This window comes from Hydrogenophaga sp., assembly GCF_019635465.1.
In the GTDB taxonomy this organism is placed as follows: domain Bacteria; phylum Pseudomonadota; class Gammaproteobacteria; order Burkholderiales; family Burkholderiaceae_C; genus Hydrogenophaga.
The window spans coordinates 103,660-129,255 of record NZ_JAHBZK010000002.1; the positions used below are offsets into that span (position 1 = coordinate 103,660).

The following is a 25,596-nucleotide window of genomic DNA, read 5'->3' on the forward strand; positions in this document are numbered from 1 at the left end:
GGAAGCATGTCACTCACCGCGCGTCTGACCATTCTGTTCGCGGGTGTCGTTGCACTCGTTCTGGCCGGTTTCTCGACGCTCGTGCTTCGGGAAACAAGCGCGCATTTCGTCGAGCTGGATCGCTCGCTGTTGATGAGCAAGGTGCACCTTGTGGAAGAAGCGGTTCAGGCAAGCCAAACCGAGGACGATTTGCGCCGTCAACTGGCCACGAGCACACATGGTCACGATGGCCTGTATCTTCGTGTCAGCGGCAGTTCAGGCGTACTGCTAGAGCAGGGTGATTTCATTGTGCCTGGCGTCGTGCTCGAAGGGTTGGAGACAAGCTCCCAAGGCCTGTCCTGGTACGACGCCAATGGCAGCCTGTATGCCCAGCGCTTCGAGCTGAACCTGGTCGGAAACGCGCCCGGGCAGATATCGGTGACCGCGGCCGTCGACACGAGCCATCACCGGCACTTTCTCGATGACTTGACGCGAAAGATCGCGGTCTACGCTCTGATCGCTGTGCTGGCCGGCACCTTGCTGGGGTGGATGGCGAGCCGGGGCGGTCTTAAACCGCTTACAGCCATGAAGGCGCGGGCCGAACGCCTGAGTGCCCAGCGTCTGGGTGAGCGCATGCCTGCCGAGAGCGTTCCTCGGGAAATGCGCGAACTTGCCTTGTCGCTCAACGACATGCTGAATCGCCTGCAAGCTGACTTCGAGCGGCTCAGCACGTTTTCATCGGACCTGGCGCATGAGATGCGCACGCCAGTGAGCAATTTGTTGACCGCGGCACAGGTCACGCTCGCACAGCAGCGAACGCCGCAGGACTATCGCAGCAGCCTCGCCACCATCTCGGAAGAACTTCAGCGTCTGGCTCGCACGATTTCCGACATGCTGTTGTTGGCCAAGACAGAGAACTTGCACGAGCTGCCTTTGCGCGAGGCCGTGAACCTCGTGACAGAGGCTCGTTCGATTGTGGAGTTCTATGAGGCGGTCGCCAGCGACAAGAACCTGGCCATCGGTGTGGACGGTGAGGGCGAGGTGTCGGGCGACCGCTTGATGATTCGCCGTGCCATCAGCAACCTGCTATCCAACGCCGTTCGGCACGCCGACAAGCACACCACGGTGTCCATCGTGGTGAGTCCGTCCGAATCCGGTGTGACGCTGTCGGTCAGCAACCGCGGTTCGCAGATTCCGGTTGCTTCCCACCAGCAGCTGTTTGATCGCTTCGTGCGCCTGAGCCCCGGCCGAAGTCGGGACGTGTCCGAGGGGGTTGGTTTGGGGCTTCCCATCACCAAGGCCATCATGCACGCTCACCACGGCGAGGTGACAGTGCGCTCAGCAGACGGAGTCAACACGTTCGCTCTCGAATTCGTGACTCGCTAGCGTGATCGCCGGTGATGGGGTCAGTGGCTGCTGTGTCCCTTGCTTGGCAGATGCGAAAGGCGTGCGACTTCGTCGCTCGTAACATGGACCGTCTTGTCAGTCGCCGTCGGAATCCAGACCGTCAAGGTATGCAGAACACCCGCCGCCCCCTGTGCGGCCAGCGCGTAGTGGAGGGAAGCGAAAAGCCGGTTCTGCTTCAAACTGGCCACAGTGTCTTGCGGCAGCATGCGTACCGAAGCGGGGTCCGTAAGGTCTCCCTTCAAGAGGGAAATTTGCGCGCTGCTGCCAGCCACTTCGGCACCCGTACACCTTGCGTTGTCCAATTCGGCATTGACCAGGGATGTGGCGTCGTTGATGCCATCGCTAGCCATTGCCAGCAAGCGCTCGGCAATCTCCTCGTTGCTGAGACAAACTGATTTCGACGCTAAAGTAAGTTAGTTCGCCGACTTGCGGCAGATCGAGTCTAGGAGGCTCCGATGCAATCTAAGGAACACTGGGAACAGGTCTACACCACGAAGTCTGAGAACGAGGTCAGTTGGTTCCAGGAGCATGCAGGCCAATCGGTTGAGCTTATCGGACGTGCGGGTGTGCCGAAGACGGCAAGCGTTATCGATGTTGGCGGAGGCGCTTCGACATTGGTGGACGATCTGCTCGTCAACGGCTATCAATTTGTCACTGTCCTCGACCTGTCGGATGCTGCGATTGCTGCATCGCGTGCTCGGCTTGGCATGCGAGCATCTGGTGTAAGTTGGCTGGTCGGTGACATCACGAAGCTTAAACTTTCACGCCATGCCTACGATGTCTGGCACGATCGCGCCGTCTTCCACTTCCTCACGACTCGAGAAGAACGCGAAGCCTACGTCAACGCTGTCCTGCGTGCCGTCAGGCCGGGTGGCTACGTTATCGTTGCGACATTCGCCGAGGACGGGCCGGAGAGGTGTAGCGGGTTGCCCGTCAAGCGCTACAGCGCCGACGGCCTGCATGCAGAGTTCGGAGCCCCATTCACGCTTTTGCAGCAGGAGCGCGAAGAGCATCACACTCCTATGGGTACCGTCCAGAAGTTTATCTACTGTCTATGCCGCAAGGACTTGAACTGATCGGCAGTGCTGTCCAGCGATGAGGTGGCGGTTCGTCGATCCGGCTGCCCCCGCGGGGCGTTCATCATGCCGGGCTTTTCCGTAACAGAACAGTTCGAGAACCTGGGATGGGGTCACACGGGCGTTCAGACCGTCCGATTGCGTCGCACTCAGAGCGTGCCGTGGTGCACCTGGACGCCGCGCATCCAGGCCATCAGATCGATGTGGCCGGAGCCCGCTGTGCCTGCCTCGCTGTCCTTGGCATGCGCCTTCTTGAGTTGCGGCTTGTGGCGTGGCTGGTGCTTGTCGAGGCTGTGCTGCGACAGCGTGTCCAGGATCGCGCAGTGAGGATGATCGTCGCCCTGGCAGGCTTGCACCAGCTCCGACAGGCCCGCCATCATCTGTTCGATTTCGCGGCGCTTCTCCTCGAGGCTGGCCAGATGGCGCTCGGCCACGGTCTTAACTTCGCGGCTGGAGCGCGCCGAGTCGCTCCACAAACCAATGAGTTCGGCGATTTGCGCGATCGAGAAGCCCAGGTGGCGCGAACGCCCGATGAAGCGAAGCACCGACACCTCGCGTTCGCTGTAGAGGCGATAGCCTGATTCGTTGCGGTCGGCCTCGGGCAACAGGCCGATGAGCTCGTAGTGACGAATCATCTTGGGCGAGACGCCCGCGGCGGCGGCGGCCTGGCCGATGTTCATGAGCGTGGACATGGAGTTCTCCAGAGAAGGCGCAACGGGGTGAAGCTTGAACCTTCACCCCGCGGTAGGGTCAAGTGCCGGCCGAGGTCGGGCCGACGAGCGGTTAGGCGGCCGGCGGATAACCCGCATCGGTCAGCGCTTCGATCAGCGCATCGCGCTCTTCGCTGCTCTTGACCTGAACCTTGCGGTTGGCGACGTCGACCGAGACATCGCAGGTGGGGTCAACCAGTTTGAGCGTGAGGTTCACGGTGGAGGCGCAGTGACCACAGGTCATGTCGGGAAGCTGAAATTCGTGCATGGAAGGCTCCTAAAGGGTTGAGGAGCCGCGAGCGTGAGGCTTGCCACGGTGACAAGCGCAAGGCGGCGCAGGGCAACCCACGGTGTTTGACCTTGACAACGTGTCAAGCGAAAACATTCGCAGCTCCAACCTCTACCGGAGCACCTCCATGTCCACTGCCTGCCTTTTGCCGCATACCGGCTTCGGCCCCTTCACCGCCAGCGAATGGCAGCTCTCGCCCGAACACAGCCTGATGCTGCCCGTGCAGCCGGGCGATCTTCTGCAATCCACGCAGGGCACCGTCTGGATCACCGTCGACGGCGATCCCCGCGACACCCTGCTCGCCACCGGCGATGTGCACACCGTGTGCGAAAACGCCGTGTTGCGCCTGAGCGGCTTCGACGCCCCGCGCGTGAAGGTCCTAAGCCGCAAGCCCGTGCAGGCGCGCGTCTGGCGCGACACGCAGGGCTGGAGTCACTGGTTGCCGATGGCGCGCGCCTGGGCCCATCGCCGGCTGCAGGCCGGCGCCCTCTGACCTTTGACCTTGCCCTCGTGGCAAGGCCGAGCATCCATCGAACCCCCTAAAGGAGACCCAGCATGAACACTTCAAGCACCCTTGTAGCGCACGAGTTCCCAATCGCGGGCATGACTTGCGCATCGTGTGTCGTCCGCGTCGAGAAAGCCCTCAAGTCGGTTGCGGGCGTAGCGAGCGTCGACGTCAACCTGGCCACCGAGCGTGCCACGGTCAATGTGACCGCAGGCACATCCGGCGCGCAGCTGATCGCCGCCGTCGACAAAGCGGGCTACAGCGTGGCTGCAGAGGACTTTGAGTTCTCGATCGAGGGCATGACCTGCGCCTCCTGTGTGGCGCGGGTCGAGAAAGCCTTGAAGGCCGTAACCGGCGTGCAAGAGGCCTTCGTCAACCTGGCCACGGAGCGCGCCAACGTGAAGGCCGTCGGGGTGTCGGTGGACGCGCTGATCGCCGCAGTCGAGAAGTCGGGCTACCGCGCCGTCGTGTTTGAAGAGAACACCTCGCGAGCGGCCGCTGCCTCCCAGGGCGAACCGCTGTGGCCGGTGCTGCTGGCCGCGGCCCTGTCGGTGCCGCTGGTTCTGCCCATGTTCGGCATGCTGTTCGGCATTGAATGGATGCTTGACGGCTGGTTGCAACTGGCCCTGGCCACGCCGGTGCAGTTCTGGCTGGGCGCGCGTTTCTACCGCGCCGGCTGGCGTGCGGTGCGCGCCGGTGCCGGCAACATGGACCTGCTGGTGGCCCTGGGCACCAGCGCTGGCTATGGCCTGAGCCTGTACCTCATGTTCAAGCACGCCGCACACGGCACGCCGCACCTGTATTTCGAGGCCTCGGCCGTGATCATCACGCTCGTGCTGCTGGGCAAGTGGCTGGAGTCGCGCGCCAAGCGCCAGACCACGGCCGCCATTGCCGCACTCAATGCCCTCAAGCCCGAGGTGGCTCGCGTACGCACCGACAACGGTGATCTGGACATGCCCCTGTCGCGCGTGAAGGTGGGTGACATCGTGGTGATCCGCCCGGGCGAACGTGTGCCGGTGGACGGCCTGGTGACCGAAGGCGCGAGCCAGGTCGATGAATCGCTCATCACCGGGGAGAGCTTGCCGGTGGCCAAACACGAAGGCGACAAGGTCACCGGGGGCGCGATCAACGCCGAAGGCCTGTTGCTGGTGCGCACGACGGCGGTGGGTGCGGAGTCCACCCTGTCGCGCATCGTGCGTATGGTCGAGTCGGCGCAGGCGAAGAAGGCACCGATCCAGCGCATCGTGGACCGCGTGAGCGCCGTGTTCGTGCCGGTGGTGCTGGTGCTGGCCGCGCTCACGCTGCTGGGTTGGGGTCTGGCCACGGGCGACTGGGAGCAAGCCATTCTGAACGCAGTGGCCGTGCTGGTCATTGCCTGTCCGTGTGCATTGGGTCTGGCCACGCCCACGGCCATCATGGCCGGCACCGGCGTGGCGGCGCGCCACGGCATCCTGATCAAGGACGCCGAGGCGCTGGAAGTGGCGCACCGCATCGACACCGTGGCCTTTGACAAGACCGGCACGCTGACCGAAGGCAAGCCCACGCTGGTGGCTGCGGTTCCCGCGGCGGGCCACGAGTCGCACCTGCTGGCCTGGAGCGCGGCCATCCAGGCGGGCAGCGAACACCCGCTGGCTCGCGCAGTGATGGACGCCGCACAGCAGGCGGGCGAGCCGCTGTTGTCGGCCGCCAAGGTGAGCGCGGTGGCGGGCCGTGGCATGTCGGCCGAGGTGCAAGGCCGTTCCCTGCGCTTGGGCAGCCCACGCTACATGCAGGAGCTGGGTGTGGACACCTCGGCCCTGCGCGGGCAGGCCAACGCCTTGCAGGACGACGGTCGCACGGTGTCCTGGCTGGCCGATGTCACCGAGAAACCCACGCTGGTCGGCCTGCTGGCCTTTGGCGATGCGGCCAAGGCCAGTGCGGGCCAGGCCATCGAGCGCTTGCGCGCCATGAACGTGCGCTCGGTGATGGTGACCGGTGACAACCTGGGCAGCGCCACCGCGGTGGCCAGCCAGCTTGGCGTCGATCACGTCGAGGCCGAAGTGCTGCCAGCCGACAAGGCCGCCATCGTGAGCCGCCTGAAAGAAGGCAATCGCACGGTGGCCATGGTGGGTGACGGCATCAACGATGCGCCTGCGCTGGCGCAGGCGGATGTGGGCATCGCCATGTCCACCGGCACCGACGTGGCCATGCACGCGGCCGGCATCACGCTCATGCGTGGCGACCCGGCGCTGGTGGCCGACGCGATCGACATCTCGCGCCGCACCTACCGCAAGATCCGCCAGAACCTGTTCTGGGCCTTTGCCTGCAACGTGGTCGGCATTCCGCTGGCGGCGGCCGGGCTGTTGAACCCGGTGGTGGCCGGCGCGGCCATGGCGCTGAGCAGCGTGAGTGTGGTGAGCAACGCGCTGCTGCTGCGCGGATGGCGGCGCTGAACCCGACGCAGTTCGCAAGCGATCTGATCAGGCGGGCGGGGCCATGGGCCCCGGCCCGCCAAACACCGTGGTGGCCACTCATTCGCACACTCGCCGCGCGAGGTTGGGTGATGTGGTCTGCTGCGGATGGGGTACTGCAGCTGGGCTACCGGCTGCAGCCTCCGGATGTCCTGCTCGCTCCGGCGAAGCGTCGCATCTTCCAGCAAGGGCGCGGACTTGTCTTGCGATAGCGGTTGCGCCGCCAGCCATTGCACGCTGCATTGCGCCAGGCTTCGCAGCTGACGATGGTAGTGACAGCTGGCGGTGTCGGCCTGCGTTGCATTATGAGATGCACGCCGTTGGCAGACGAAATCGATGACTGCGAATCGGATCCTAGGCTGATCACCCGTCCGGGATCTCGCCTTCTGTGCCGGGTGTGCATGGTCTAGGCGCAGCTAGCGCAACGGCTGAAGCTGCCTCAGGACCGTCGATCCGGGATCTTCAAGGTCCGCCCTGTATTCAGGTTTCGCACTGCTTCCTGATGCCGAAGTCCCTGGACCTTGACATCGTGGGCACCACGAGCATGCGAGTTCTCTCCGGCTTCAAGGCGTACCGCCATGTTTGCATTGGCTCCCAGAATACCTGCCGACTTCGGCAATCGCCATTTCAGCGAATGGCACCTCTCCAGCGAACACAGTCTGCTTATGCAGGTTCAGCGCGGGGATTTGTTGCGTGCGGAACGCGGAACGGTCTGGATTCGCCTGAATGAAAGTCCCACGGGGTTGGCATTGCGCCAGGGAGAGATGTGCGCCGTGCCACACGACGGCATGCTGTGCATGACTGGCGCGGATCAGCCTCTTATCACGGTGGCTAGCCGTGTGCCGATCACGTCACGCGCGCAAGCCGACTACGGCGGATGGCGCCATCAACCACCCGTACCGCCCACCTATAGCAAGTCGCGCCTGCCGCGTTTGCTGGATCGGTGGTTGCGACGACCAGTGCGAATAGACAGCGATCACACGCACGCTTGAGCTTGCCTTTGCCATCGTGGCAAGGGCCAGCATCCAGACCTCCCCAATCGCTGCGAGGCTTCACATGTCCGGACATCCCCTCCCCATCAACGCGTTGAAACGCAACACGATTGCGGCCGCCGCACTGCTGGCTGCTGCCCTTGGGCTGACCCTGGTTGTGACCAGTGGCGACCTGTTGACCTATGCCACTGCTGCCGAACCAATGGCAACCGCGCTTGACCTTCCCACGGTGGCGGTCACCGCGGTGGAATCTCGAGCTGTCGCGCCAGAGTCAACATTCATTGCGCGTGCTGAGGCAGCCGAGCGCGTGGCGCTGCGCCCGCGCGTGGCAGGCCACGTGGAAGCCGTGCTGTTCCAGGATGGGCAGTTCGTGAAGGCGGGCCAGCCTTTGTTCACCATTGATGCCCGCGCATTCGATGCCGCCCTGGCCAGTGCCCAAGCACAGCTCAAGTTGGCACAGGCGCGCGAGCAGCGGGCCGTCGGCGAAGCCCGCCGCGCGCGCGAGTTGCTGGCATTGGATGCCATCGCCGCCGAGGAAGCAGAGCGTCGCAGCGCCGCGCTGGCTGAAGCACAGGCCCAGGTAGCGGCCGCTCAGGCCGCGCTGCGTGCGGCCAAGCTCGATCGCGAATTCGCTACCGTGCGCGCGCCGATCGATGGGCGCATTGGCCGCGCGCTGGTGACCACCGGCAACTACGTGGACGTGGGTGCGTCCCAGGCACCGTTGGCGGTGCTGCTGTCCAGCCAGTCGCTGCAGGTGCACTTCGACGTCGCCGACCCCGCAATCCAGGCGCACCTGGCGCGCGCACGCAAGCCCGATGCAATGAAGGTAACGCTGGTCGGTGAGCTGTCGGAGCAGCCGCTCGGCACGGCCACGCTCGACTTCGCCGACAACGAAATCGAACCCGGGACCGGTACGTTACGCCTGCGAGCGCGCGTCAACGCACGCGACAGTGGCCTGCTGCCCGGCGCCTTCGTGCGCGTGCGGCTGGCCCACCCCAAGGCTGGGACCACTTTGCTGGTGCCCGACGCCGCCATCGGCACCGACCAGGGGCGTCACCACGTGCTGGTGGTGGATGAAGAAGACACAGTGCAGTACCGCGCGGTGCAGCTCGGTGATCGCCACGGCGATTTGCGCGCGGTCATTGGCGGCGTTCAGGCGGGTGAGCGCGTGGTGGCCTCAGGCCTGATGCGCATCAAGCCCGGAATGAAGGTGCGTGCCGCCGAACGTGCGGCCAACGCTGGCTGAACCCGGAGATCGCCATGAACCACGCCACAGCCCCTTCGTCGGCATCCTGGGTCGATCGCTTCATCGAGCGACCGGTGCTGGCCATCGTGCTCTCGCTGCTGATCGTGCTGGCCGGTGCGCTCACGCTGGGCAAGCTCCCGCTGACCGAATACCCCAACGTCATGCCCACCACGGTAATGGTGCGGGCCGGCTACCCAGGCGCCAACCCGCAGGTCCTGGCACAGACCGTGGCCACGCCGCTGGAGACCGAACTCACCGGCCTGCCGGGTCTGCAGTACATGAGCTCCAGCGCCTCGGGTGATGGGCGCTACGCGCTCACGCTCACCTTCGCTGCGGGCACCGACCCGGCGCGCGCCGAGACCGAGGTGCAGAACCGCGTCACGCGCACGCTGTCGCGCCTGCCCCCCGAGGTGCAGCGCGCTGGCGTGGTGACCGAGCAGATGGCGCCCGACATCCTGATGGTCGTGCACCTGCTTTCCCCCGGTCAGCGCTACGACCTGCTGCATCTCTCCAACTTCGCCCAGCTGCAGGTGCGAGACGCCCTGCTGCGCGTGCCCGGTGTGAGCAAGGTGGTCGTGTGGGGCGCGGGGGAATACAGCCTGCGTGTCTGGCTCGACCCGGACCGCATGGCTGCGCGCAGCCTTACAGCAGGTGACGTCGTCGCTGCCATCCGCACACAGAACCTGCAGGTCGCGGCGGGCTCGGTGGGCGCATCGCCGGACGCCGCATCGGCGCGCCAGATGCTACTAGCGGTTTCCGGGCGCCTGCAATCGCCCGAGGCGTTTGGTGAGATCGTGGTGCGCACTGGGCCAGATAGCCAGGCGCTGCGCCTGAAGGACCTGGCGCGCATCGAGATCGGTGCCAGCCAGTACGCCATGCGCAGCCTGCTGGACAACACACCGGCAGTGGGCATCCAGATCGTGCAGGACCCGGCCGCCAGCGCGCTGGAGGTATCGGCCGCGGTGCGCGCGGAGATGCAGCGCCTGCAGGCCAGCTTCCCGCAAGACATCGAACACCGCATTGCCTACGACCCCACGGTGTTCGTCAAGAAGTCGATCGGCAACGTCGTGCAGACGCTGGTCGAGGCGCTGGTGCTCGTGGTGCTGGTGGTGCTGCTGTTCCTGCAGAGCGCGCGTGCGGCGGTGATCCCCATCGTGGCGGTGCCGGTGTCGCTGATCGGCACGCTCGCGGTGATGCACCTGGCGGGCTTCACGCTCAACACGCTGAGCCTGTTCGGCCTGGTGCTGTCCATCGGCATCGTCGTGGACGACGCCATCGTGGTGGTGGAGAACGTGGAGCGCCACCTGGCGCGCGGGCTCTCGCCGCACGACGCGACGCGCGCCGCGATGCGCGAGGTGACGGGCCCCATCCTCACCATCACCGCGGTGCTGGCCGCGGTGTTCATTCCCACGGCGTTCATGGGTGGCCTCTCCGGGCAGTTCTACCGCCAGTTCGCTTTGACCATCGCCATTTCCACGGTGATCTCGGCCATCAACTCGCTCACGCTGAGCCCGGCACTGGCCGCGATGTGGCTGCGCCCGCACGCCGCCACCCCCAAGGGCTGGCTCGGCCGTGCCCTGGGCGCGTTCAACCGTGGCTTCGAGGCCGGCGCCGAGGGCTATGCCCGCACCAGCCAGCGCAGCCTGAGCCGACCCTGGCGCCTGGGCGTGCTGTACGTGGGCCTGCTGGCCCTCACGGTGTGGGGCTGGAAGGCCATCCCGTCCGGCTTCGTGCCGGCGCAGGACAAGTACTTCCTCGTGGGGATCGTGCAACTGCCGCCGGGTGCTTCGCTGGATCGCACCGAGACGGTCACCCGCGAGGTCACCCGCATTGCGCTGGAGCAGCCCGGCGTCGAAAGCGTGGTGGCGTTTCCCGGTCTGTCAATCAACGGCTTCGTGAACAGCCCCAACAGCGCGGTGATCTTCACCATGCTCGACCCCTTCGAACAGCGCCGCGACGCCTCGCTCATCGCCGGCGCCATCGCGGGCCAGCTCAACGGGAAGCTGCAAGGGATCGACCAAGCTTTCGCCGCCATGTTCCCGCCGCCCCCTGTGCCAGGCCTGGGCCAAGCCGGTGGCTTCAAGCTGCAGATCCAGGACCGCCAGCAACAGGGTCCAGCGGCGCTGAATGAGGCGCTGGGCCGTGTGCTGGCGGCCGCCGCCAAGGAACCGCGTCTGATGGGCCTGTTCTCGGGCTACCAGGTCGGCGTGCCCCAGTTGGCTGTAGACATCGATCGCGACAAGGCGCTGGCCATGGGTGTTCCGCTGGAGCGCGTGCACGAAGCACTGCAGGTGTACCTGGGCTCGTACTACGTGAACGACTTCAACATGCTGGGCCGCACCTGGCAGGTCAACGTGCAGGCCGACGCCCCCTACCGCGACGACGCGCAGGCGCTGCAGCGGCTGTGGACGCGCAACGACGCCGGCCACATGGTGCCGCTGGCCGCGGTGGTGAGGGCCACGCCCTCGGTCGGGCCCGACCCGGTGGTGCGCTACAACGCCCACATGGCCGCCGACATCTCGGGCATGGCCGCGCCGGGTGTGAGCACGGGAGACGCCATGGCGGCGATGGAAGCCATTCTGGCGGCCGAGCTGCCGCCCGGCTTCGGCTACGAATGGACCGATCTCGCGTACCAGCAAGCGCGCGAGGGCAGCAGTGGCCTGTGGGTGTTCCCGCTGGCCGTGGCGCTGGCCTTCCTGATCCTTGCGGCCGCCTACGGCAGCTGGTCCTTGCCGCTGGCGGTGCTGGCCTCGGTGCCCGCGGTGGTGCTGGGCGCATTGGCCGGTGTGTGGCTCAGCGGCGGCGACAACAACCTGTTCACGCAGATCGGCCTCGTGGTTCTGGTGGGGCTGGCCACCAAGAACGCCATCCTGATGATCGAGTTCGCACGCAGCCGCCAGGCCGAGGGGCTGGACGAGCGTACTGCCGTGATCGAGGCGGCACGCCTGCGCTTGCGCCCCATCCTGATGACGACGCTGGCCTTCGTGATGGGCGTACTGCCCCTGGTGTTCGCCAGCGGCGCAGGCGCCGAGATGCGCGCTGCCGTGGGCGTGGCGGTGTTCGCCGGCATGCTGGTCGTCACGCTTGCTGGCCTGCTGTTCACACCGCTGTTCTATGTGCTGCTGCAACGCCGGCGTGCACAGGCAGCGGCCCTTGACCTCGCCCTGAACTGAACCGGAGGCTGACATGAACCGACCGAAATCCCTCTGGCGCTGGACGGCCCTGGCCATTGCAGCCTTGCTCGCAGGTTGCGCCGCACCGGCCACCGCGCCCCTCGACAAAAGCACAGCGGATGCACCGCGTTTCGCGGGCGCCCCCGAGTGGCCCCGCAGCGCGCCCGCAGCTCCTTGGGGCGCGTTGGGTGACACGGCATTGCTGAGCCACATCGAACGCGCGCTTGCGGGCAACCTCGACGTGGCGCAAGCTGTGGAACGCGTGCAGCGCTCGCGCGCACTGGCCGCTGCGGACGCAGCTGCGCGTTGGCCCGCGCTCACCGCCTCACTCGGTGCCGTCGAACGCGAAGACCGACAACGCAGCGGCAGCGCAAGCGCGGGCATCGAGCTGGCCTGGGAGGTCGACGTGTTCGGCCGTCTGCGCCACGCGAGCCACGCGCAGCGCCTGCGCATCGACGCCGCCGTGGCCGACGCCGATGCGGTGCGTCGCGCGGTGGCGGCTGAAGTGGCCCAAGCCTGGTATGCGCTGGCGAGCGCGAACGAGCGTCTGTCATTGACGCAGGCCGTCATCGACAACCGCCGCGCCACGCTGACGCTGGTGCAGCACCGCGCACGCGCCGGCCTGAGCGCACCGCTGGACGAAGCTCGCGCGCGCAGCGACCTGGCCGCCGTGCAGGCCGACGTGCCCGCTCTGCAAGCACAAGCCGCGCTGGCCTTGAACCGGCTGGCCGTGCTCGCGGGCGACACACCCGGAACACAAGCCATGCCGTCGATGGACAGCACCGCCGCGGACCCGGCCGCCATCACCCTGGAGCTGCCGGACGGCGAAACATGGCTCGCATCACGTCCTGACGTCGCCGCGGCCGAGGCCCGTATGCGCGCCCTTTCCATGGACGCCGAAGCCGTTCGTTCGGAATTTCTGCCGCGGATTTCGGTGGGTGGCTTCGTCGGCTGGTTGGCCGGCTCGGCCGTCGGCCTGAGCTCGGCCAGCACGGGGGCCTGGTTGATCGCGCCCTCGGTCAGCCTGCCGGTATTCAACGCCGGGCGCTTGCAAGCCCGCCTGGACGCCGCACGCGCTCAGGAGCACGAGGCATTGCTGCACTATCGCCAGCGCGTGCTGCTGGCCACTGAGGAGGTCGAGAACGCGCTGGCACAGGTGAGCTTCGGTCGCGCCCGACTGACGGCGCTGCAGGAGCGCAGCCGCGAGGCGGTGCGCGCGGAGCAACTGGCGCGGCTACGCTACCAGAGCGGCGCGTCCGATCTGCTGGAACTTCTCGATGCGCAACGCAGCGCCCAGCAAGCCCAGCTGGTTCTCGCCGAGGCGCTCGGGCAGCACAGACAGGACGTGACCCTGTTGCTTCGCGCGCTCGGCGCGGTCTGACGAGCGGCGGGGGCCGAACCGCCCCGGCTTTCGTGGAGGCCGGTTGGTTTACGTCAGGCCTCCGCCATGGAGGTCAGATTGGCGAGATGCGGCCAGTAGTTTGCCTCAGCCTCTGCCGGCGCGATGTAGCCGATGGGCTCAAGCAGTCGTTGGTGGTTGAACCAGGGCACCCATTGCAGGGTAGCCAATTCCACCGATTCGCGGTCTGGCCATGGGCGGCGATGAATCAACTCCGCCTTGTCCAGCCCGTTGATGGTCTCTGCTAGCGCGTTGTCGTAAGTGTCGCCCTTGCAGCCTACCGAATGCGCGATGCCCGCCTCGGCCAGGCGCTCCGTGTAGCGAATGGACACGTATTGCGACCCGCGTTCGGAGTGATGCGTCAAGTCACCATCACGCTCGGGTTGCTGAATCGGACGACCCGCGACAAGTCCCTCACGGTGCAAGGCCAGCACCTACTGGACGAGAACGCGCTGTTCCGGCGTGATAAGTCGGCGCTGTAGCAGATGCGAAGCCGAGAACTGGCTTCGAGGTCGGACGAGGGCTGAGCTCGGAATTTCGGTTTGACCGAATCGAACGTCCGCTTCATTTCAAACCAGCCGCCGATCAAATCGCTAGCGTCCCAGCCGATTCGAGCGCCATTGATCGAGCTGCCGTTGATCGTTGGCAGCCTCGGCTTCGATGGAATCCTGCGGCAACTGCTGTAGGCATTCTTCGAGCGACAAGGGTGGGTCTTGCGTGTCTTCGTTTCCGGGGCGGCGGGCGTGCTCACCCTGTGCGAATGGATTGCGAAAGCCCGGTGGGTCGGGCACGCAGTCGTCCTTGTAAATCGGGGGAATGTCCGACACGAAAGGCGAGAACGAGATGGTCTTCTCGAAGACAAGAGGCTTGCCCGTGGGGGTGGGTGGCAGCGGCGGCAGGGCTGCGATGGCCTGGCGCGCACGCTGCTCAGCCACGACGGACGTGCTCCACAAGGTGTCGAGCGCGACCAGCTTGCCGTCAGCTGCGATCGTGACCTTGAAGCGGACGATGCCCTGATCAGGCCCTTCCACCGCCGTGCCCATCATGCTGCGCACCTGGCGGCCCCAGTTGTAGCGATAGGCCTTGCTGTTCTTGAGCTGGTATCCAGCGGCGAACGCCCAGTCCTGTGCCGTGGGGGCGGGGGGTGCATCCTGGCTTAGGCCAGGGCGCACCGGCGCGGGCGATTTGCGTGCGACATTTGCGCTGCGCGCGCTGCTGGGCACTGCCAGGTCCGATCGGGCAGCACGGGGCCCAGGCGCAATTTCCTGAGGTTCAGAAGGTGTTGGCAGCACCGCTACCTCGAGCACCGAGACAAGCGGCTGCGCTGGTTGCCCTGGATCGGCGGGTCGTGACCAGTCACCACCGACCCATGCCAGCACCATCGCGTGAATGGTCAGTGAGAGCACGACAGCTACTGAGCGCCTGTGTCCGTCGGCCGCGTTTATATATCCGTGCTTGCTGATGCCGTTATTCACCATGGCATCATGTCACTTTTCCCATCGACGCAGGCACCGCCATCCAACGATGCCGCGAGCGCCTAGGTTGGGCCTCGGGGAGCCCGCAGGGCAGTCAGATGGAAGACCGATGCCGGGGTGCCGGCCAGTGCGGATGCTGATCGTCGATCCAGAAGGCGTGGGCATGGTGGGTGCCGTCGTCGTGGTCGTGCTCGATCACCTCAGGATCGTCGGCAGGCCACACCCACCAGGCCACGCACAGCGCCAGCAGGACCGCCACCCCGAGCACGGCAAAAGTGGCGCGCATGCCCCAATGGGCACCGGCCCAGCCGGCCAGGGGATAGAACAACAGCCAGCAGGCGTGCGACAGCGCGAACTGGGCCGCAAACAGCGCCGGCCTGTCGGCCGGGTGGGCCGATCGGCGCAGCAGCCGACCCGAGGGTGTCTGCGCGACCGAGTACGCAATACCGGCGACGCACCAGAGCGGCAGCAACGCGGCATAGCTTGTCACCCACATGCCTGCAGCCATCACGCCGCACAGCAGGGCCACGCCGCCCAGCATGACCGGCCGGTCCGGCCAGCGATCGAGCAGGCGGGGCAAGCCGAGCGCGGCGGCCATGGACCCGGCGCCAAAGCTCGCCAGGGCCAGTGCAAGCGCGTTCTGCGGCAGACCCCATTGCGCCTGGACCAGCACCACGGTGTTGACAAAAACCATGGCGCCCGCTGCCGCGACAGCGAAGCTGATCGCCAGCAGGCCGCGAAGGCGAGGCGTGGCCAGGTAGATGCGCAGGCCGCGCGTGGTGCGGTCGTAGAAACCACGTCGCTCGGCACTGGCGGGGCTGGGCAGGGCCACGGACACCACCAGCAGCGCCGATGCCAGGAAGCCCAGCACGGTACCGCCGAACAAGGCGTGGAAGGACATCACGCCCAGCAATGCAGCCGCCAGCATCGGGCTCAGCAGGCTCTCCAGGTCATACGCCAGGCGCGACAGCGAGAGCGCCTTGGTGTAGTCCTGCTCATCCGGCAGCACATCAGGAATCGTGGCCTGGAAGGTGGGCGTGAAGGCGGCAGAGGCTGACTGCAGCAGAAAGATGAGCAGGTAGATCTGCCAGATCTGGGTCACAAATGGCAGGCTCAACGCCACTGCCGCGCGCAGCAGATCCAGCGTGACGAGCACCGTGCGCCGCGGCAGGCGCTGAGCCATGGCGGTGGTAATCGGCGCGATGCCCACATAAGCCACCATCTTGATGGCCAGCGCGGTGCCCAGCACCAGGCCGGCGCTCTGGCCAGCCAGCTCGAACGCCAGCAGGCTGAGCGCCACGGTGGCCAGCCCGGTGCCGACCAGCGCAATCGCCTGGGCGGCGAACAGATGCCGGTAGGTGCGATGGCGCAGGACGCTCAGCATGGTTTCACCGTTCGCTCGGCTACAGGTAGCGTGTGATCTGCTTGAACTCGTCGAGCGAGGCGGCGGTTGGAGCCGCACCCTTCGCGCCGGCGATGGCGTGCTCGAGACAGTGGTCGATGTGGTCCTGCACCAAGGTCTTCTTGGCCTGCGAGATCGCCTTCTCGACGGCTTGCAGCTGCTGGGCGATGTCCAGGCATTCGCGGCCCTGCTCGATCATGTCGATCACGCTGTTGAGGTGACCGTGGGCGCGGCGCAGCCGTTTGATCAACGCGGGATGGGTTTCGTGGCGATGGGGGTGTGACATGCTCGGACTATATCCTCCCCCCCAGGTTAAGATCGCCCCCGATTCCGACCACCCTGCGCATGAGTCCACGTTCTCCAATCCCGACCTCACGCCCCACCTGGCTGGGCCGGGGCCTGCGCGTCTGGGTGCTGCTGACACTGCTTGTGGGGACCCTGGGCTCCTCGATCGGTGCCATGAACAGCCATGCGCTCGCGGTGCTCGATGCGGTGCGCTCAGCAGACATGCCGCACGGCGCCGACCAGCCGAACGCCCATGATCATTCGAACAATCATTCGCACGATGACCTGTGGCTGGCCGACATCGAGGGGGCTGCGCACTCGCACCTTGGCGCCGACCACTCGCACGACAAGGCCCATGCCTTGCCGGTTCTGATCAGGCTGGCGAATGCTGCGCCATCCGGCTGGACGCGGCGCACCATCGCCTTGTATGAGCGATGGCCGGTGCATCGGCTGGAGCGACCTCCAAAGGCGGTATGACGGCTGCGCTCTGAGCGTCGCCCGTTTCCGTCCTGGCTCGCCCGCAAAGGGCGGCCACCCGTACTTTCTTTTCAGGAGTTTCCATGCCCGGCTTCTTCGAGCCGCGGCCGGCGCTTGCCCAACGGGCATTGCGCTGGCCAGCGGCCTTCTGGCTACCCCTCGCCTTGTTCGCGCTCGCGCTCATGGGCACAACCGCTGCGCTGGCCCACGGCGTCACCCAGGGTGACAAGGGCTACATACAGGAGATATCTGGTGTCAAGCTGCTGCCCTTCATCTACCTGGGGGCCAAGCACATGATGACCGGCTACGACCACATCCTGTTTCTGTTCGGCGTCATCTTCTTCCTGTACCGGCTCAAGGACATCGGGCTCTACGTGAGCCTGTTCGCCATCGGCCACTCCACGACCATGATCCTCGGCGTGTACTTCAACGTCGGGATCAACGCCTTCCTGATCGACGCGATCATCGGTTTCTCGGTGGTCTACAAGGCGCTCGACAACCTGGGCGCCTTCCAGCGCTGGTTTGGCGTGCAACCCGACACCCGGGTGGCCACGCTGGTCTTCGGCCTGCTCCATGGCTTCGGTCTGGCCACCAAGATCCTCGACTACGAGATCTCACGCGATGGCCTGGTGCCCAACCTGCTCGCGTTCAACGTGGGCGTGGAGCTGGGTCAGTTGCTGGCGCTCGCGCTCATCCTGATCGGCATGAGCTACTGGCGCCGTACCGCCGGATTTGCCCGACACGCCTACACCGCCAACGTCGTGATGATGTCCGCCGGCTTCGTGCTGGTGGGCATGCAACTGGCGGGCTATGTTGTCTTCCACGCCTGAACCACATTCTCTGAACACCATGTACAACAGTCCTGTTCCCACCACCGCCGAGCTGCCATCCTCCCGGCAGCTGCTGCGCTCCACCGTCATTGCCGCCGTTGCGGCCGCCGTCCTGCTGGTTACGGTCGTCTTCCCTGCCGAGTACGGCAAGGACTGGACCGGCGTTGGTCGCCTGCTTGGGCTGACCGAGATGGGCGAGATCAAGACCGCGTTGGCGCGCGAAGCCGCCGAAGAGGCCGCTGCCGCAGCGCAGCAGCGAGAAGACGACCACGCCCAGCAGCACGCCAGCGGCCAGGCACATGGGCATGACAGCGCCGCGGCCGAGTCGGCGCCCGCGCCTGCACCTTCTCAGCCCGCGCCACCCCTGGTCATGCCAGCAGCGCCTGCCCCGGCGGCCGCGCCTTCCGCCGCCAGCGCGTCCGCCGTGAGCGCTTGGCGTGACGAACTGAGCCTGGTGCTCAAGCCCGGCGAGGGCACCGAGATCAAGCTGGTCATGAGAGAGGGTGAGAAGGCCTACTTTGCCTGGACAGTGCAAGGCGGAGTGGTCAACTATGACACCCACGGGGACGGCGGCGGTCGATCGATCAGCTACGTCAAGGGCCGCGGCGTTCCGTCAGACGAAGGCGAACTGGTGGCGGCGTTCACCGGTAACCACGGCTGGTTCTGGCGCAACCGTGGCAAACAGGACGTCACGCTGGTCCTGCGCACGCGAGGTGACTACAGCCAGCTCAAGCGGGCCAAGTAGTGCGGGTGGCCTGGAGCATCGCCAAGTTAACTTGACGTGGTCCAGGCCAAATCACGCGAATGTCGGTGACGCTCTAATCAAGCCGAAAAGGTGGATCAGATGCGCGACACCGGTCTGAAGGCGCAATCCGATGGGCTTGCAGATGAGGCGGCTCTAGCAGACATCGGGATGCGGTCAGGCCGCAATCCCGTTCAGACCAATTCGGTACTTCAGTGGCAGTGATAGGGTTGGGAGCCAGAGTGGCAACCATTCTTGTCAGTGCCGCCTGAGTGCGCGTGAGCAAACGATGTGGCGGCCAACGCCACTACGAAAAAGGCCACTGCTTTCCTCATATCCGTTCTCCTGTTCGGGTTGAAGTAACTCAGCATCTTCAAGTGTCGCCAGCGGAGCTAGAGCGACGAACCATGAAGCCGCCCGTCCACACAACGGGCCGCCCGAAATCTAGAAGCATCAGTTGCTCGGCGATATCCCCAATATGTAGGAGCCACCATCGCTGATGTGAGAAAGTGGACATGCCTCCAGAATGATCGAGTCGGCTCGATTGGCTAGGAGTTGCATGACTGTGAGCGAACTAGCCGTCGCAGCGGCGAACGACCGAAACGTCAGATAGAGCGCACATTCAGATGGGCAGATCGACCGGCAGCAATCGCTGCGAAGCAGAAGTCCACCGAATCGCGCGCATCGACGCGCTGACCGCTTTTGGGGTCAGAAACGGGTCACATACTCTGCAACTTACTGGCCTCAGGCACCATCGAAAGACGCACGCGGTTTCGGTCACCGCAGCTTGCCCCGTCTAACGCCCGTCCCCCTCAACCCATCGGCATTTCTCGTGCAGGTGCGCCCAGTAGCGTCCGGCCTCTTCCCCTAGCGATGGAGACGCGCATCTCGATTGCCGTTTTTGTGTGCGCGTGTCGAACCAGTTTGATGGATTCATCTTCGGACAGATCCATCAAGCGCAGAAGGAGCTTTCCTCCCATAGGTTGCGTGGAAGTTGACTCGATCAGTTGAAGCATGAACCCCTTGCTATTCAGAATAGGCACTCCGCGGAGCAAGCAGGGCTGGCTCCAGACTGGGATGTCAGATGCTCCATGGTCCGCCAGTTCGAAGCACTCTCCGTCAACATCCACCTTCTCCATAGATGGCGGCAGTACAGCCTCTGTCGCTCGCTCGATCTCAGCTGCCGTGGCGATCGGCACGAGTCCCCTCGCCGGATCGTTGGTCATGCGCCGCGCCGCAGTTGAAAGTACGGGACGATCAATGATTGCGATCTCGTGGTCCTGACATTTAGCTCGCAAACGATTCCGCCACTCCGCAACGTCCTTCTCGAAGGCCTCGTCACTCGATAGGCAAACATAGCCCTCGAGCATCATGGGCACCAAGGTTTGCTGTGCAACCTCTCGGCAGACCAGCTCAACACATAGCGCTCCTTCCTGACTGGCGAAGCGGAAGTCGAGACAGGTGAAGAACAGCGCACCTTGCTCCTGGAGCATGATGACTACCCTATCCACCCACAGCCGTGCAGCATGCGCCTGTTGCGCCGCGGTTGAGCCTGTCACGATTTCGGAATCGTAGAGAGGTCGATGCATCCCAATCGACTCATTGCGAAGCGCGCGCTTCGTATCACGCAACATTGCGCTGCTCCTGCAAAAGCTCTGCTTTGAGATGCGCCGCAAGGAACAACCCGGAAAAACCCTTCATCGAGTGGGCGCTGCCATCATGATCGGCATCCACAGTGCCTTGTTGCGCAATTTCCGAGCGAACCGATAGGTACAAGGGTGGCCTGCCGCCGCGCGGCGTCACGGAGCGAAGTTGCACATCAATGCCGAGCTCCTGGCGAATTTTGGCCAGCGCGTGCCTGGCGTTACGCTGGTTGTCGGCGGTATCGCCCACATAGTGAAGATGCAGCGACGAGAGGTTCATGCCGCTCGCGCGGATGACGCGCACCAAGGAGATGAAGGCTGGATCCGCGACGACCGTAGGCAGGTAGATGTCGCAACCCATCGATTGAAGAACATAGTCGCCCGCATTCACAACGTCATCGTCGCCCGCATGACGATCCAGGTACATCATCAAACGCTGCCACTTTTCGGAAAGCGCAGCACGCATCACCGGCTCCCAGTGATTTGCCACGAGCCATGCCGCCTTGTTCTTCTCCAGCCTGCGTGGTGACACCACCGCGTGAGCGGAGCGACTCACCAGCCAGAGCTCGTGAAGTACCCGTGCCCAGTCTGCAACGTCAATACCGGCAAGGCGGGCGATATCCGTCGCGCGCTGATCGGCGTTCTGCGATGAACTCACCAACATCAGCAAGCACTGCAGGAGAACTCGCGTTGTCAGCTCACGCGGGCGATAGCCACCCAGAGGCGAATTCGGTTCCTGAAGCGAAATGCCGTACACCTCGTCGGCCCCGCGCAGTGGCAACTTCGTGGCATACGCCTGAATCTCCTTCATGAGCAGACGTTGGCCGTCTGCATCACGAGTCCTCGCGCCAGCACGCGAGAGCTTCTTTCGCAGATTGGTATCCGACTTCGAGAGATGTGATTTCACTGATGCATGGCTGCGAGCAGTCCAGGCAGCCGCTGATTGCGTGCGAATCAGACCATCATTGAGCAGTTGCTGGTCAACCCATACCCGAATACCTTGGCCGAACTGGTGCGTGTAGGTGGTGAACATCAAGTCGTTGGCCGCATGGCCTAGTTCGTTGGCGCGCCGGTCAAAAGGGTTCTCCTGCAGCAAGCCAAGGGTGCAGAAGTCGGTGTCGTTGCCGAAGCTGACCCAGGAATGGCGCAAGTCGTGAGGAACCGATCGCGAATCGCCAGTGGCGCACTTCAGAAGAATCGACATCCACATCCGGATTTCGCTCTCGAACCAGATCGCGCCTGGCTGGTGTGGGTCGCCGAACAGAAGATCGTTCCGTTCGGCCAGTTGCGAGTTGAGTCGTTGTCGTGCGTCTGGGGGCAATGCCAGTGACCGAGCTGGGTCTTCGGCGCGCAAGGTCATGGTTAGACCATGGCGCTTGGCAAGAAGCTCCATCAAGTAGCGGATCACACGCAGGTCTTTCGTATGCGTGAGTCGACGACTCTCCTTGGTTTTGACCCTGGGGTCTGAGCGCGTCGGATTCACGGCAACCTGCAGCCGGTCTTCGAAGAGGTGGAAGTTCTCAAGGCGCAAACGCAGTGCTTCGCCCATGCGCAAGCCGCACTCTTTGGCAAGACCAATGAGAAGGCGTGTCATCGGGAGCGCTGGGCCCTGTTCGCCCTGCCTGATGCACTCGTCCGCCCAGTCCATTGCGCGAGTGGATTCGTGCGGGAAGATGACTTGTGCACGCGGAGCGATGGAGCCCGTTCGCTTTTGAGCTCGCTGGAGTTGGGTGGGCTCAATGACCTCCTGAACAACGAGCAAGTCAAGAATCGCTTGACCCACCGCGCGCACGGAAGGCTTGTTCGATTCTTCTACGCTGGCGTGCACGTCCTCGATGCGCCGCACCAGTTCCTTGACGTCGATGTTCACCAGGTCCATGTCATGCACAGCGAGGAACAGCCGCTTGGCTGCTCCCGAAAAGTACCGGCCGATACTGGACATGGCGAGATGGTGCTCGTGTACCCAGTTCAACGCCACCAAGTGCAGCGCTCTAGGCCAGTGGTGCGAATCGCCAATTCGAGGTCGCAGTGCCCTCAGATTGCGTGAGACAGTGGCGCGAGCTTCGGCCGTGCCGATCCCCGCGTGGGTGGCCCGTACGATGTCATCAACCAGATCGGCAGCTCTATCGCGGTCTGTGGCGGATCCGTTTACCGAGCTGGTGGCATGCAGCGGGTGTCTTAGGCGAGCTTGCGCAAGCTTCGCCTCGCTGATCGCCAGGGCCTCCTCGGTCTCCATGTCGATATCCCGTGTTACGAGTGAGAGATGCGTTGCTTCTCGCGCAGCCGCGCTCGGATCGAGCGCCGCCATCCTGATCTGACCGACAACATGCCCGCGCAGCGCACCAGGCAAGTAGGTCACAGCTTGGACCTTTGCACTCGCGAGCAGTCCCTCCCAGTGCCTCGGCAGGTTTCGCTTCTCGGGGTGGCTATCCATTGTTGAAAGCAGTTCGGCAATGGATTCCTCCAGGGACTGCCATTGGAGCGCCTCACTAACTGCGATGTGGGTGAAAGTGCTGATCGTGCGCTCGTCGTAGACAGGCCGTGTCACCTCGCTGGGAGATTTCACGTATTCCGCGTGTTCGCCGGGCGGCTGTGGAACAGCCCAACGAATTGATGGGCGATCTTGGTAGCGATGAACTTTTTGCAGGGCGGCGTATGCTGGTGGAACGTCTTCCGGTCGAACCACCATGTCGAACCCCACAAGGCAACCCAGCGCCAATGCGCTCGGTGAAAGCAGGGGAGAGGCCTCCAGCAGGAAGGCTTGGAAGTGCTTCAGGGGCCGTGGCGATCGCGAGACCTGTGAGGCATTCAGATGGCTGCGCTGGTGACGTTTATTGTTCGTGCTCATGGAGTACACCTGCTCAAGCCTTGCGCAGCCCGGTGGCCATGCCCAACCCCAGCATCGCGATTTGCTGCATTTGCAGCGTCCCCACCTCATTGGTCAGCTGGGCGATGCTGACGTCAGCGTAGACGGAGGCTGGGCTGTTGCCGGCGACCATGTGGCGCATGAAAAGATCAAGTGCCTTGTCCGAGCAGCCCGAGCGGTGCAGGTAGCTACACCAGTAGTGGCGGCCAACGTTCTCCTCGCAGCGCAGCAAGGGCGGCAGAACGTCCCAGGTGGTTTTGCTGTTGGCAGGCCTTACACCATTCTTGTAGATGCGAAACAGCGCGGGGACGGGTTTGTGCTGAACCACCTCAGCAAGGTGCGCAATTACCTCGGCGCCGACGGTGGTCTTGCCTGCCTGGGGATCTCGCTGGTAGCGGCTGAGCACTGCGGCGCAGTGGGCGTACCAGTTCCCGAGCAGATCGCGCACCAACGGAGTCAGGACCGCGAAACGGCTACCGGTTTTGCCCGGATCTGACTTGTCCGTCAGCGTGAGCATCTCGACGTCTGGCAAGGCCGAGTCGGCGTTCAGTTCGTACTGGGTTGACAAGCGCAAACCCAGCAGGAATGACAGGGCCATGGCGGTGAAGTCCGCATAGGCGTTGTGAACGGCGATGACGGTTGACAACGACATGCGCCTGCCTTTGGGGCAGCTTTCCACGCGCTGAACGTAGTAGCCCCAGATGGCCTGCAGCGAGTGGTCCCGAGGAAGGTAAGGAGAGCCGAAGGCCTGTCCAGGCTCGTGCTGTTGAGGCTCGGTGGACCAACCTTCGCCCACCAGAAACTTGCACCAGTCAGCGACGAAATCGTCGTTGTCAACGCGCACGTACCAAGGCCGAGCACGTCCCACCTGATCGAGTCGCAACATTGCATAGGCCCGGTGCGTGGCCTTCATGCCTGATTCCCTGGCCTGCGTCGGAAAGGCGTTGCGGGCGCGCGCGGCGGTCGGCGTGAACCCTTGGGAATCTGGCTCTTCGACTGAAATCGTCGAGACACCAACCGCGATCTGGTGATCGCGTTCGACCTGGGGAAGTATTTCGACGACGCGGACCACAGCGTGCCAGGCTTCGGGCGCCAGGCGAGCGGACCCGGCGAGGTCACGCAAGGGTGCAAGGAGTTCAATGGGCCAGGGCACGAAGTAGCTGGCTCGAACCGGCAGATAGATCTGGCCCGGGTCTACGTCCCAATGTTTGCGCTCCGAGAGGCGGTTGATCGCGACGTGCAGGCCGCCGCGCTTCAGATCCAGTGTGAGCAACTCGCCGTGCAGTGCCTCTTCACCAAGCGCCAGCGTCATCGCGCCGCGCGCGCTCAATCCTGTGAGCAGAGAGATGGTCTCAACGATGGCGCCAGGCGACTGCACCGCCAAGCGCGAGCGCAAGTCGGCCTGGTAGATGCCCATTTGAGCCGCTGTTTGCTGGCGGTGGTTGCGAACTCCAGAGCGATCCTTGACGTTGGCGTTTAGCCCGGTGCCAAGGATGTGGGCCATGTGCTCTTGCCCAGCCTCGGACAAGTCGGAGTTGGTGAGCGCTCGCCGACCAGTGCGTTGGGTCGCGATGGCCTGTAACTGCCTGACCTTTCCTGCGTAGGCCTTGCGCCAGTATTTGCCGACGCCCAGAGCGTGAAGATCGGCGGCCGTCTCAGGTCCTTCGTGACCAGGCGCTGGAATCTTCTTGAGGTCGCGGCGCAGCAGCTTCAGGTAGTCCACCTGCAGGCGTCGGCCTTGTGCCAGTGCCAAGGCGAGCTCCGCGCCGAGCGCGACAGGAATCTCAAGGCAGCGAGGATCCAGCTCTGTGCACAGCGCCCAACTCCCGTAAGTGCCCAAGCGCCCGGTCATGTGCGCGAGCGGCGTGCCATCCAGGGGGATCTGGCGCTTGGCGTATGCGGCCAATTGACATGCAAGTTCGAATTGGGGTGCCTCCCAGTCTCGATAAAATTGGTGTTCGCGAGCGAACGCCACCAATGCGCCACTTAAGGTGTGGATTGCCTGGCTGAAATTGGGCTGATCGGGCGGCACTTCAATGCAGCCCAGCAGCTGTTGGGAAAGCCCCTTGAGCTCGGACGGTATGCCTGTAAAAAATTCGTCTTGTGGACTGGGAACAGCTTTCAGGAATCCAGGGTGTGACACTTTGGGAGGCTCGCGACAGTTGTTTATCGCTTACCTAATCTCTGCCCATCAGAAGATTCGATCTGCGACTACTCATTAGCTGCCGCGTGAAATCCATCACAGTCAAATCTGGATGCCTTGCAGAGGGTCTGCGCGCGTCAGCTTTTTTCAGGATAACGAGGCGGCGTCGGTAGTCGCAAGTCGTGAAAATGTGACATTGACGATCCTCCTTCGTGAAAACGGAATGATTTTTTTGAGTCAAGGGCCTACTTGATGCAGCGTTCGGTTGCACTGGCCACAATCATTAATTAGTTTCCATTAGGCGAAAATTCGAAACGGCATAAACGTGCCGTTGGGTGTGGACTGACAATTCGTGCCTTGATGGTGACTTGATGGTGACGAGTGGTGCGCCAGGGGTGATGAGTGGTGCCGCGAGAGTGGCGGGTGGCACCAATAACCTGGCTGACCCAGGGTTATTTTGATGTTGTCCAGCGCGTCTCGCCCTGCAGGGCTATGGTCTTCATTACT

21 protein-coding genes and 1 pseudogene are annotated in these 25,596 nt (G+C 64.2%); 11 read left to right on the top strand and 11 right to left on the bottom strand.

Annotated elements, in window-relative coordinates:
• Window positions 1-6: 6 nt before the first annotated feature.
• Window positions 7-1,365: a heavy metal sensor histidine kinase gene (locus KF871_RS02165; protein WP_291137652.1), complete on the top strand. Its 1,359-nt coding sequence runs from the start codon at window positions 7-9 to the stop codon at window positions 1,363-1,365.
• Window positions 1,366-1,385: 20 nt separating this feature from the next.
• Here KF871_RS02165 and KF871_RS02170 read toward each other — a convergent pair whose 3' ends face one another.
• Complete coding sequence (locus KF871_RS02170; protein ID WP_291137655.1) at window positions 1,386-1,745, bottom strand: hypothetical protein; 360 nt, start codon at window positions 1,743-1,745, stop codon at window positions 1,386-1,388.
• A 96-nt stretch (window positions 1,746-1,841) separates the two neighbouring features.
• On the opposite strand from KF871_RS02170, the gene KF871_RS02175 reads away from it, so the two are divergent.
• On the top strand, window positions 1,842-2,462 hold the full coding sequence (locus KF871_RS02175) for a class I SAM-dependent methyltransferase (RefSeq protein WP_291137658.1): 621 nt from the start codon (window positions 1,842-1,844) through the stop codon (window positions 2,460-2,462).
• A 149-nt stretch (window positions 2,463-2,611) separates the two neighbouring features.
• On the opposite strand, the gene KF871_RS02180 is transcribed toward KF871_RS02175, so the two are convergent.
• Both KF871_RS02180 and KF871_RS02185 read right to left on the bottom strand, forming a co-directional pair.
• Window positions 2,612-3,154 (bottom strand): MerR family DNA-binding protein, encoded by a 543-nt coding sequence (locus tag KF871_RS02180; protein ID WP_367171998.1) that lies wholly within the window; start codon window positions 3,152-3,154, stop codon window positions 2,612-2,614.
• Window positions 3,155-3,245: 91 nt separating this feature from the next.
• The gene (locus tag KF871_RS02185) at window positions 3,246-3,440 is read right to left on the bottom strand and encodes a heavy-metal-associated domain-containing protein (protein WP_291137661.1); all 195 of its coding nucleotides are present in this window, start codon (window positions 3,438-3,440) and stop codon (window positions 3,246-3,248) included.
• A 148-nt stretch (window positions 3,441-3,588) separates the two neighbouring features.
• Here KF871_RS02185 and KF871_RS02190 point away from each other — a divergent pair, with 148 nt between their 5' ends.
• The 6 genes from KF871_RS02190 (at window position 3,589) to KF871_RS02215 (ending at window position 13,208) form a co-directional block, all read left to right on the top strand.
• Window positions 3,589-3,954 (top strand): DUF2917 domain-containing protein, encoded by a 366-nt coding sequence (locus tag KF871_RS02190; protein WP_291137664.1) that lies wholly within the window; start codon window positions 3,589-3,591, stop codon window positions 3,952-3,954.
• Between the two features lie 62 nt (window positions 3,955-4,016).
• The gene (locus KF871_RS02195) at window positions 4,017-6,398 is read left to right on the top strand and encodes a heavy metal translocating P-type ATPase (RefSeq protein WP_291137667.1); all 2,382 of its coding nucleotides are present in this window, start codon (window positions 4,017-4,019) and stop codon (window positions 6,396-6,398) included.
• A 596-nt stretch (window positions 6,399-6,994) separates the two neighbouring features.
• The gene (locus tag KF871_RS02200; RefSeq protein ID WP_291137670.1) at window positions 6,995-7,408 is read left to right on the top strand and encodes a hypothetical protein; all 414 of its coding nucleotides are present in this window, start codon (window positions 6,995-6,997) and stop codon (window positions 7,406-7,408) included.
• Window positions 7,409-7,502: 94 nt separating this feature from the next.
• Window positions 7,503-8,654: an efflux RND transporter periplasmic adaptor subunit gene (locus KF871_RS02205; protein ID WP_291137673.1), complete on the top strand. Its 1,152-nt coding sequence runs from the start codon at window positions 7,503-7,505 to the stop codon at window positions 8,652-8,654.
• A 14-nt stretch (window positions 8,655-8,668) separates the two neighbouring features.
• Window positions 8,669-11,827, top strand: a complete 3,159-nt coding sequence (locus KF871_RS02210; RefSeq protein ID WP_291137676.1) for an efflux RND transporter permease subunit — start codon at window positions 8,669-8,671, stop codon at window positions 11,825-11,827.
• Window positions 11,828-11,840: 13 nt separating this feature from the next.
• Window positions 11,841-13,208, top strand: a complete 1,368-nt coding sequence (locus KF871_RS02215) for an efflux transporter outer membrane subunit (RefSeq protein ID WP_291137679.1) — start codon at window positions 11,841-11,843, stop codon at window positions 13,206-13,208.
• Between the two features lie 53 nt (window positions 13,209-13,261).
• Here the strand turns inward: KF871_RS02215 and KF871_RS02220 are convergent.
• From KF871_RS02220 to KF871_RS02235, 4 genes and pseudogenes are all read right to left on the bottom strand, one after another.
• A pseudogene (locus KF871_RS02220) lies at window positions 13,262-13,615 on the bottom strand (integrase core domain-containing protein); the annotation flags it as partial.
• Between the two features lie 204 nt (window positions 13,616-13,819).
• Complete coding sequence (locus KF871_RS02225) at window positions 13,820-14,701, bottom strand: energy transducer TonB (RefSeq protein ID WP_291137682.1); 882 nt, start codon at window positions 14,699-14,701, stop codon at window positions 13,820-13,822.
• Between the two features lie 94 nt (window positions 14,702-14,795).
• Window positions 14,796-16,085 (bottom strand): MFS transporter, encoded by a 1,290-nt coding sequence (locus tag KF871_RS02230; protein WP_291137685.1) that lies wholly within the window; start codon window positions 16,083-16,085, stop codon window positions 14,796-14,798.
• A gap of 19 nt (window positions 16,086-16,104) precedes the next feature.
• On the bottom strand, window positions 16,105-16,389 hold the full coding sequence (locus KF871_RS02235; protein WP_291137687.1) for a metal-sensing transcriptional repressor: 285 nt from the start codon (window positions 16,387-16,389) through the stop codon (window positions 16,105-16,107).
• A gap of 173 nt (window positions 16,390-16,562) precedes the next feature.
• Between KF871_RS02235 and KF871_RS02240 the strand changes: the two genes are divergently transcribed.
• The 3 genes from KF871_RS02240 (at window position 16,563) to KF871_RS02250 (ending at window position 18,440) form a co-directional block, all read left to right on the top strand.
• Entirely contained in the window at window positions 16,563-16,865 is a 303-nt protein-coding gene (locus KF871_RS02240) for a hypothetical protein (RefSeq protein ID WP_291137690.1), read from the top strand.
• Between the two features lie 182 nt (window positions 16,866-17,047).
• Entirely contained in the window at window positions 17,048-17,695 is a 648-nt protein-coding gene (locus tag KF871_RS02245) for a HupE/UreJ family protein (protein ID WP_367172015.1), read from the top strand.
• Between the two features lie 19 nt (window positions 17,696-17,714).
• The gene (locus KF871_RS02250; protein ID WP_291137695.1) at window positions 17,715-18,440 is read left to right on the top strand and encodes a transmembrane anchor protein; all 726 of its coding nucleotides are present in this window, start codon (window positions 17,715-17,717) and stop codon (window positions 18,438-18,440) included.
• A 209-nt stretch (window positions 18,441-18,649) separates the two neighbouring features.
• On the opposite strand, the gene KF871_RS02255 is transcribed toward KF871_RS02250, so the two are convergent.
• The 4 genes from KF871_RS02255 to KF871_RS02270 all read right to left on the bottom strand — a co-directional run bounded on the left by KF871_RS02255 (window position 18,650) and on the right by KF871_RS02270 (window position 25,089).
• Window positions 18,650-18,808 carry a YHYH domain-containing protein gene (locus KF871_RS02255; protein WP_367172017.1) on the bottom strand — a complete coding sequence of 53 codons (159 nt, stop codon included), beginning with the start codon at window positions 18,806-18,808 and terminating at the stop codon, window positions 18,650-18,652.
• Between the two features lie 441 nt (window positions 18,809-19,249).
• Window positions 19,250-20,071: a hypothetical protein gene (locus tag KF871_RS02260; RefSeq protein WP_291137699.1), complete on the bottom strand. Its 822-nt coding sequence runs from the start codon at window positions 20,069-20,071 to the stop codon at window positions 19,250-19,252.
• A complete protein-coding gene (locus KF871_RS02265) occupies window positions 20,061-22,928 on the bottom strand; it encodes a hypothetical protein (RefSeq protein WP_291137701.1) in 2,868 nt (955 codons plus the stop codon). The genes KF871_RS02260 and KF871_RS02265 overlap by 11 nt, the downstream gene beginning before the upstream one ends.
• A 13-nt stretch (window positions 22,929-22,941) precedes the next feature.
• Window positions 22,942-25,089 (bottom strand): hypothetical protein, encoded by a 2,148-nt coding sequence (locus KF871_RS02270; RefSeq protein ID WP_291137702.1) that lies wholly within the window; start codon window positions 25,087-25,089, stop codon window positions 22,942-22,944.
• Between the last annotated feature and the right edge of the window lie 507 nt (window positions 25,090-25,596).

What these genes read in the sequence shown, in the direction of transcription:
- KF871_RS02260 (WP_291137699.1), bottom strand. Translation starts at nt 20,071, where the DNA reads ATGTTGCGTGATACGAAGCGCGCGCTTCGCAATGAGTCGATTGGGATG.
- KF871_RS02200 (WP_291137670.1), top strand. Translation starts at nt 6,995, where the DNA reads ATGTTTGCATTGGCTCCCAGAATACCTGCCGACTTCGGCAATCGCCAT.
- KF871_RS02195 (WP_291137667.1), top strand. Translation starts at nt 4,017, where the DNA reads ATGAACACTTCAAGCACCCTTGTAGCGCACGAGTTCCCAATCGCGGGC.
- KF871_RS02245 (WP_367172015.1), top strand. Translation starts at nt 17,048, where the DNA reads ATGGGCACAACCGCTGCGCTGGCCCACGGCGTCACCCAGGGTGACAAG.
- KF871_RS02230 (WP_291137685.1), bottom strand. Translation starts at nt 16,085, where the DNA reads ATGCTGAGCGTCCTGCGCCATCGCACCTACCGGCATCTGTTCGCCGCC.
- KF871_RS02250 (WP_291137695.1), top strand. Translation starts at nt 17,715, where the DNA reads ATGTACAACAGTCCTGTTCCCACCACCGCCGAGCTGCCATCCTCCCGG.
- KF871_RS02240 (WP_291137690.1), top strand. Translation starts at nt 16,563, where the DNA reads ATGAACAGCCATGCGCTCGCGGTGCTCGATGCGGTGCGCTCAGCAGAC.
- KF871_RS02185 (WP_291137661.1), bottom strand. Translation starts at nt 3,440, where the DNA reads ATGCACGAATTTCAGCTTCCCGACATGACCTGTGGTCACTGCGCCTCC.
- KF871_RS02210 (WP_291137676.1), top strand. Translation starts at nt 8,669, where the DNA reads ATGAACCACGCCACAGCCCCTTCGTCGGCATCCTGGGTCGATCGCTTC.
- KF871_RS02215 (WP_291137679.1), top strand. Translation starts at nt 11,841, where the DNA reads ATGAACCGACCGAAATCCCTCTGGCGCTGGACGGCCCTGGCCATTGCA.
- KF871_RS02265 (WP_291137701.1), bottom strand. Translation starts at nt 22,928, where the DNA reads ATGAGCACGAACAATAAACGTCACCAGCGCAGCCATCTGAATGCCTCA.
- KF871_RS02235 (WP_291137687.1), bottom strand. Translation starts at nt 16,389, where the DNA reads ATGTCACACCCCCATCGCCACGAAACCCATCCCGCGTTGATCAAACGG.
- KF871_RS02255 (WP_367172017.1), bottom strand. Translation starts at nt 18,808, where the DNA reads ATGCTGAGTTACTTCAACCCGAACAGGAGAACGGATATGAGGAAAGCA.
- KF871_RS02180 (WP_367171998.1), bottom strand. Translation starts at nt 3,154, where the DNA reads ATGTCCACGCTCATGAACATCGGCCAGGCCGCCGCCGCCGCGGGCGTC.
- KF871_RS02190 (WP_291137664.1), top strand. Translation starts at nt 3,589, where the DNA reads ATGTCCACTGCCTGCCTTTTGCCGCATACCGGCTTCGGCCCCTTCACC.
- KF871_RS02165 (WP_291137652.1), top strand. Translation starts at nt 7, where the DNA reads ATGTCACTCACCGCGCGTCTGACCATTCTGTTCGCGGGTGTCGTTGCA.
- KF871_RS02175 (WP_291137658.1), top strand. Translation starts at nt 1,842, where the DNA reads ATGCAATCTAAGGAACACTGGGAACAGGTCTACACCACGAAGTCTGAG.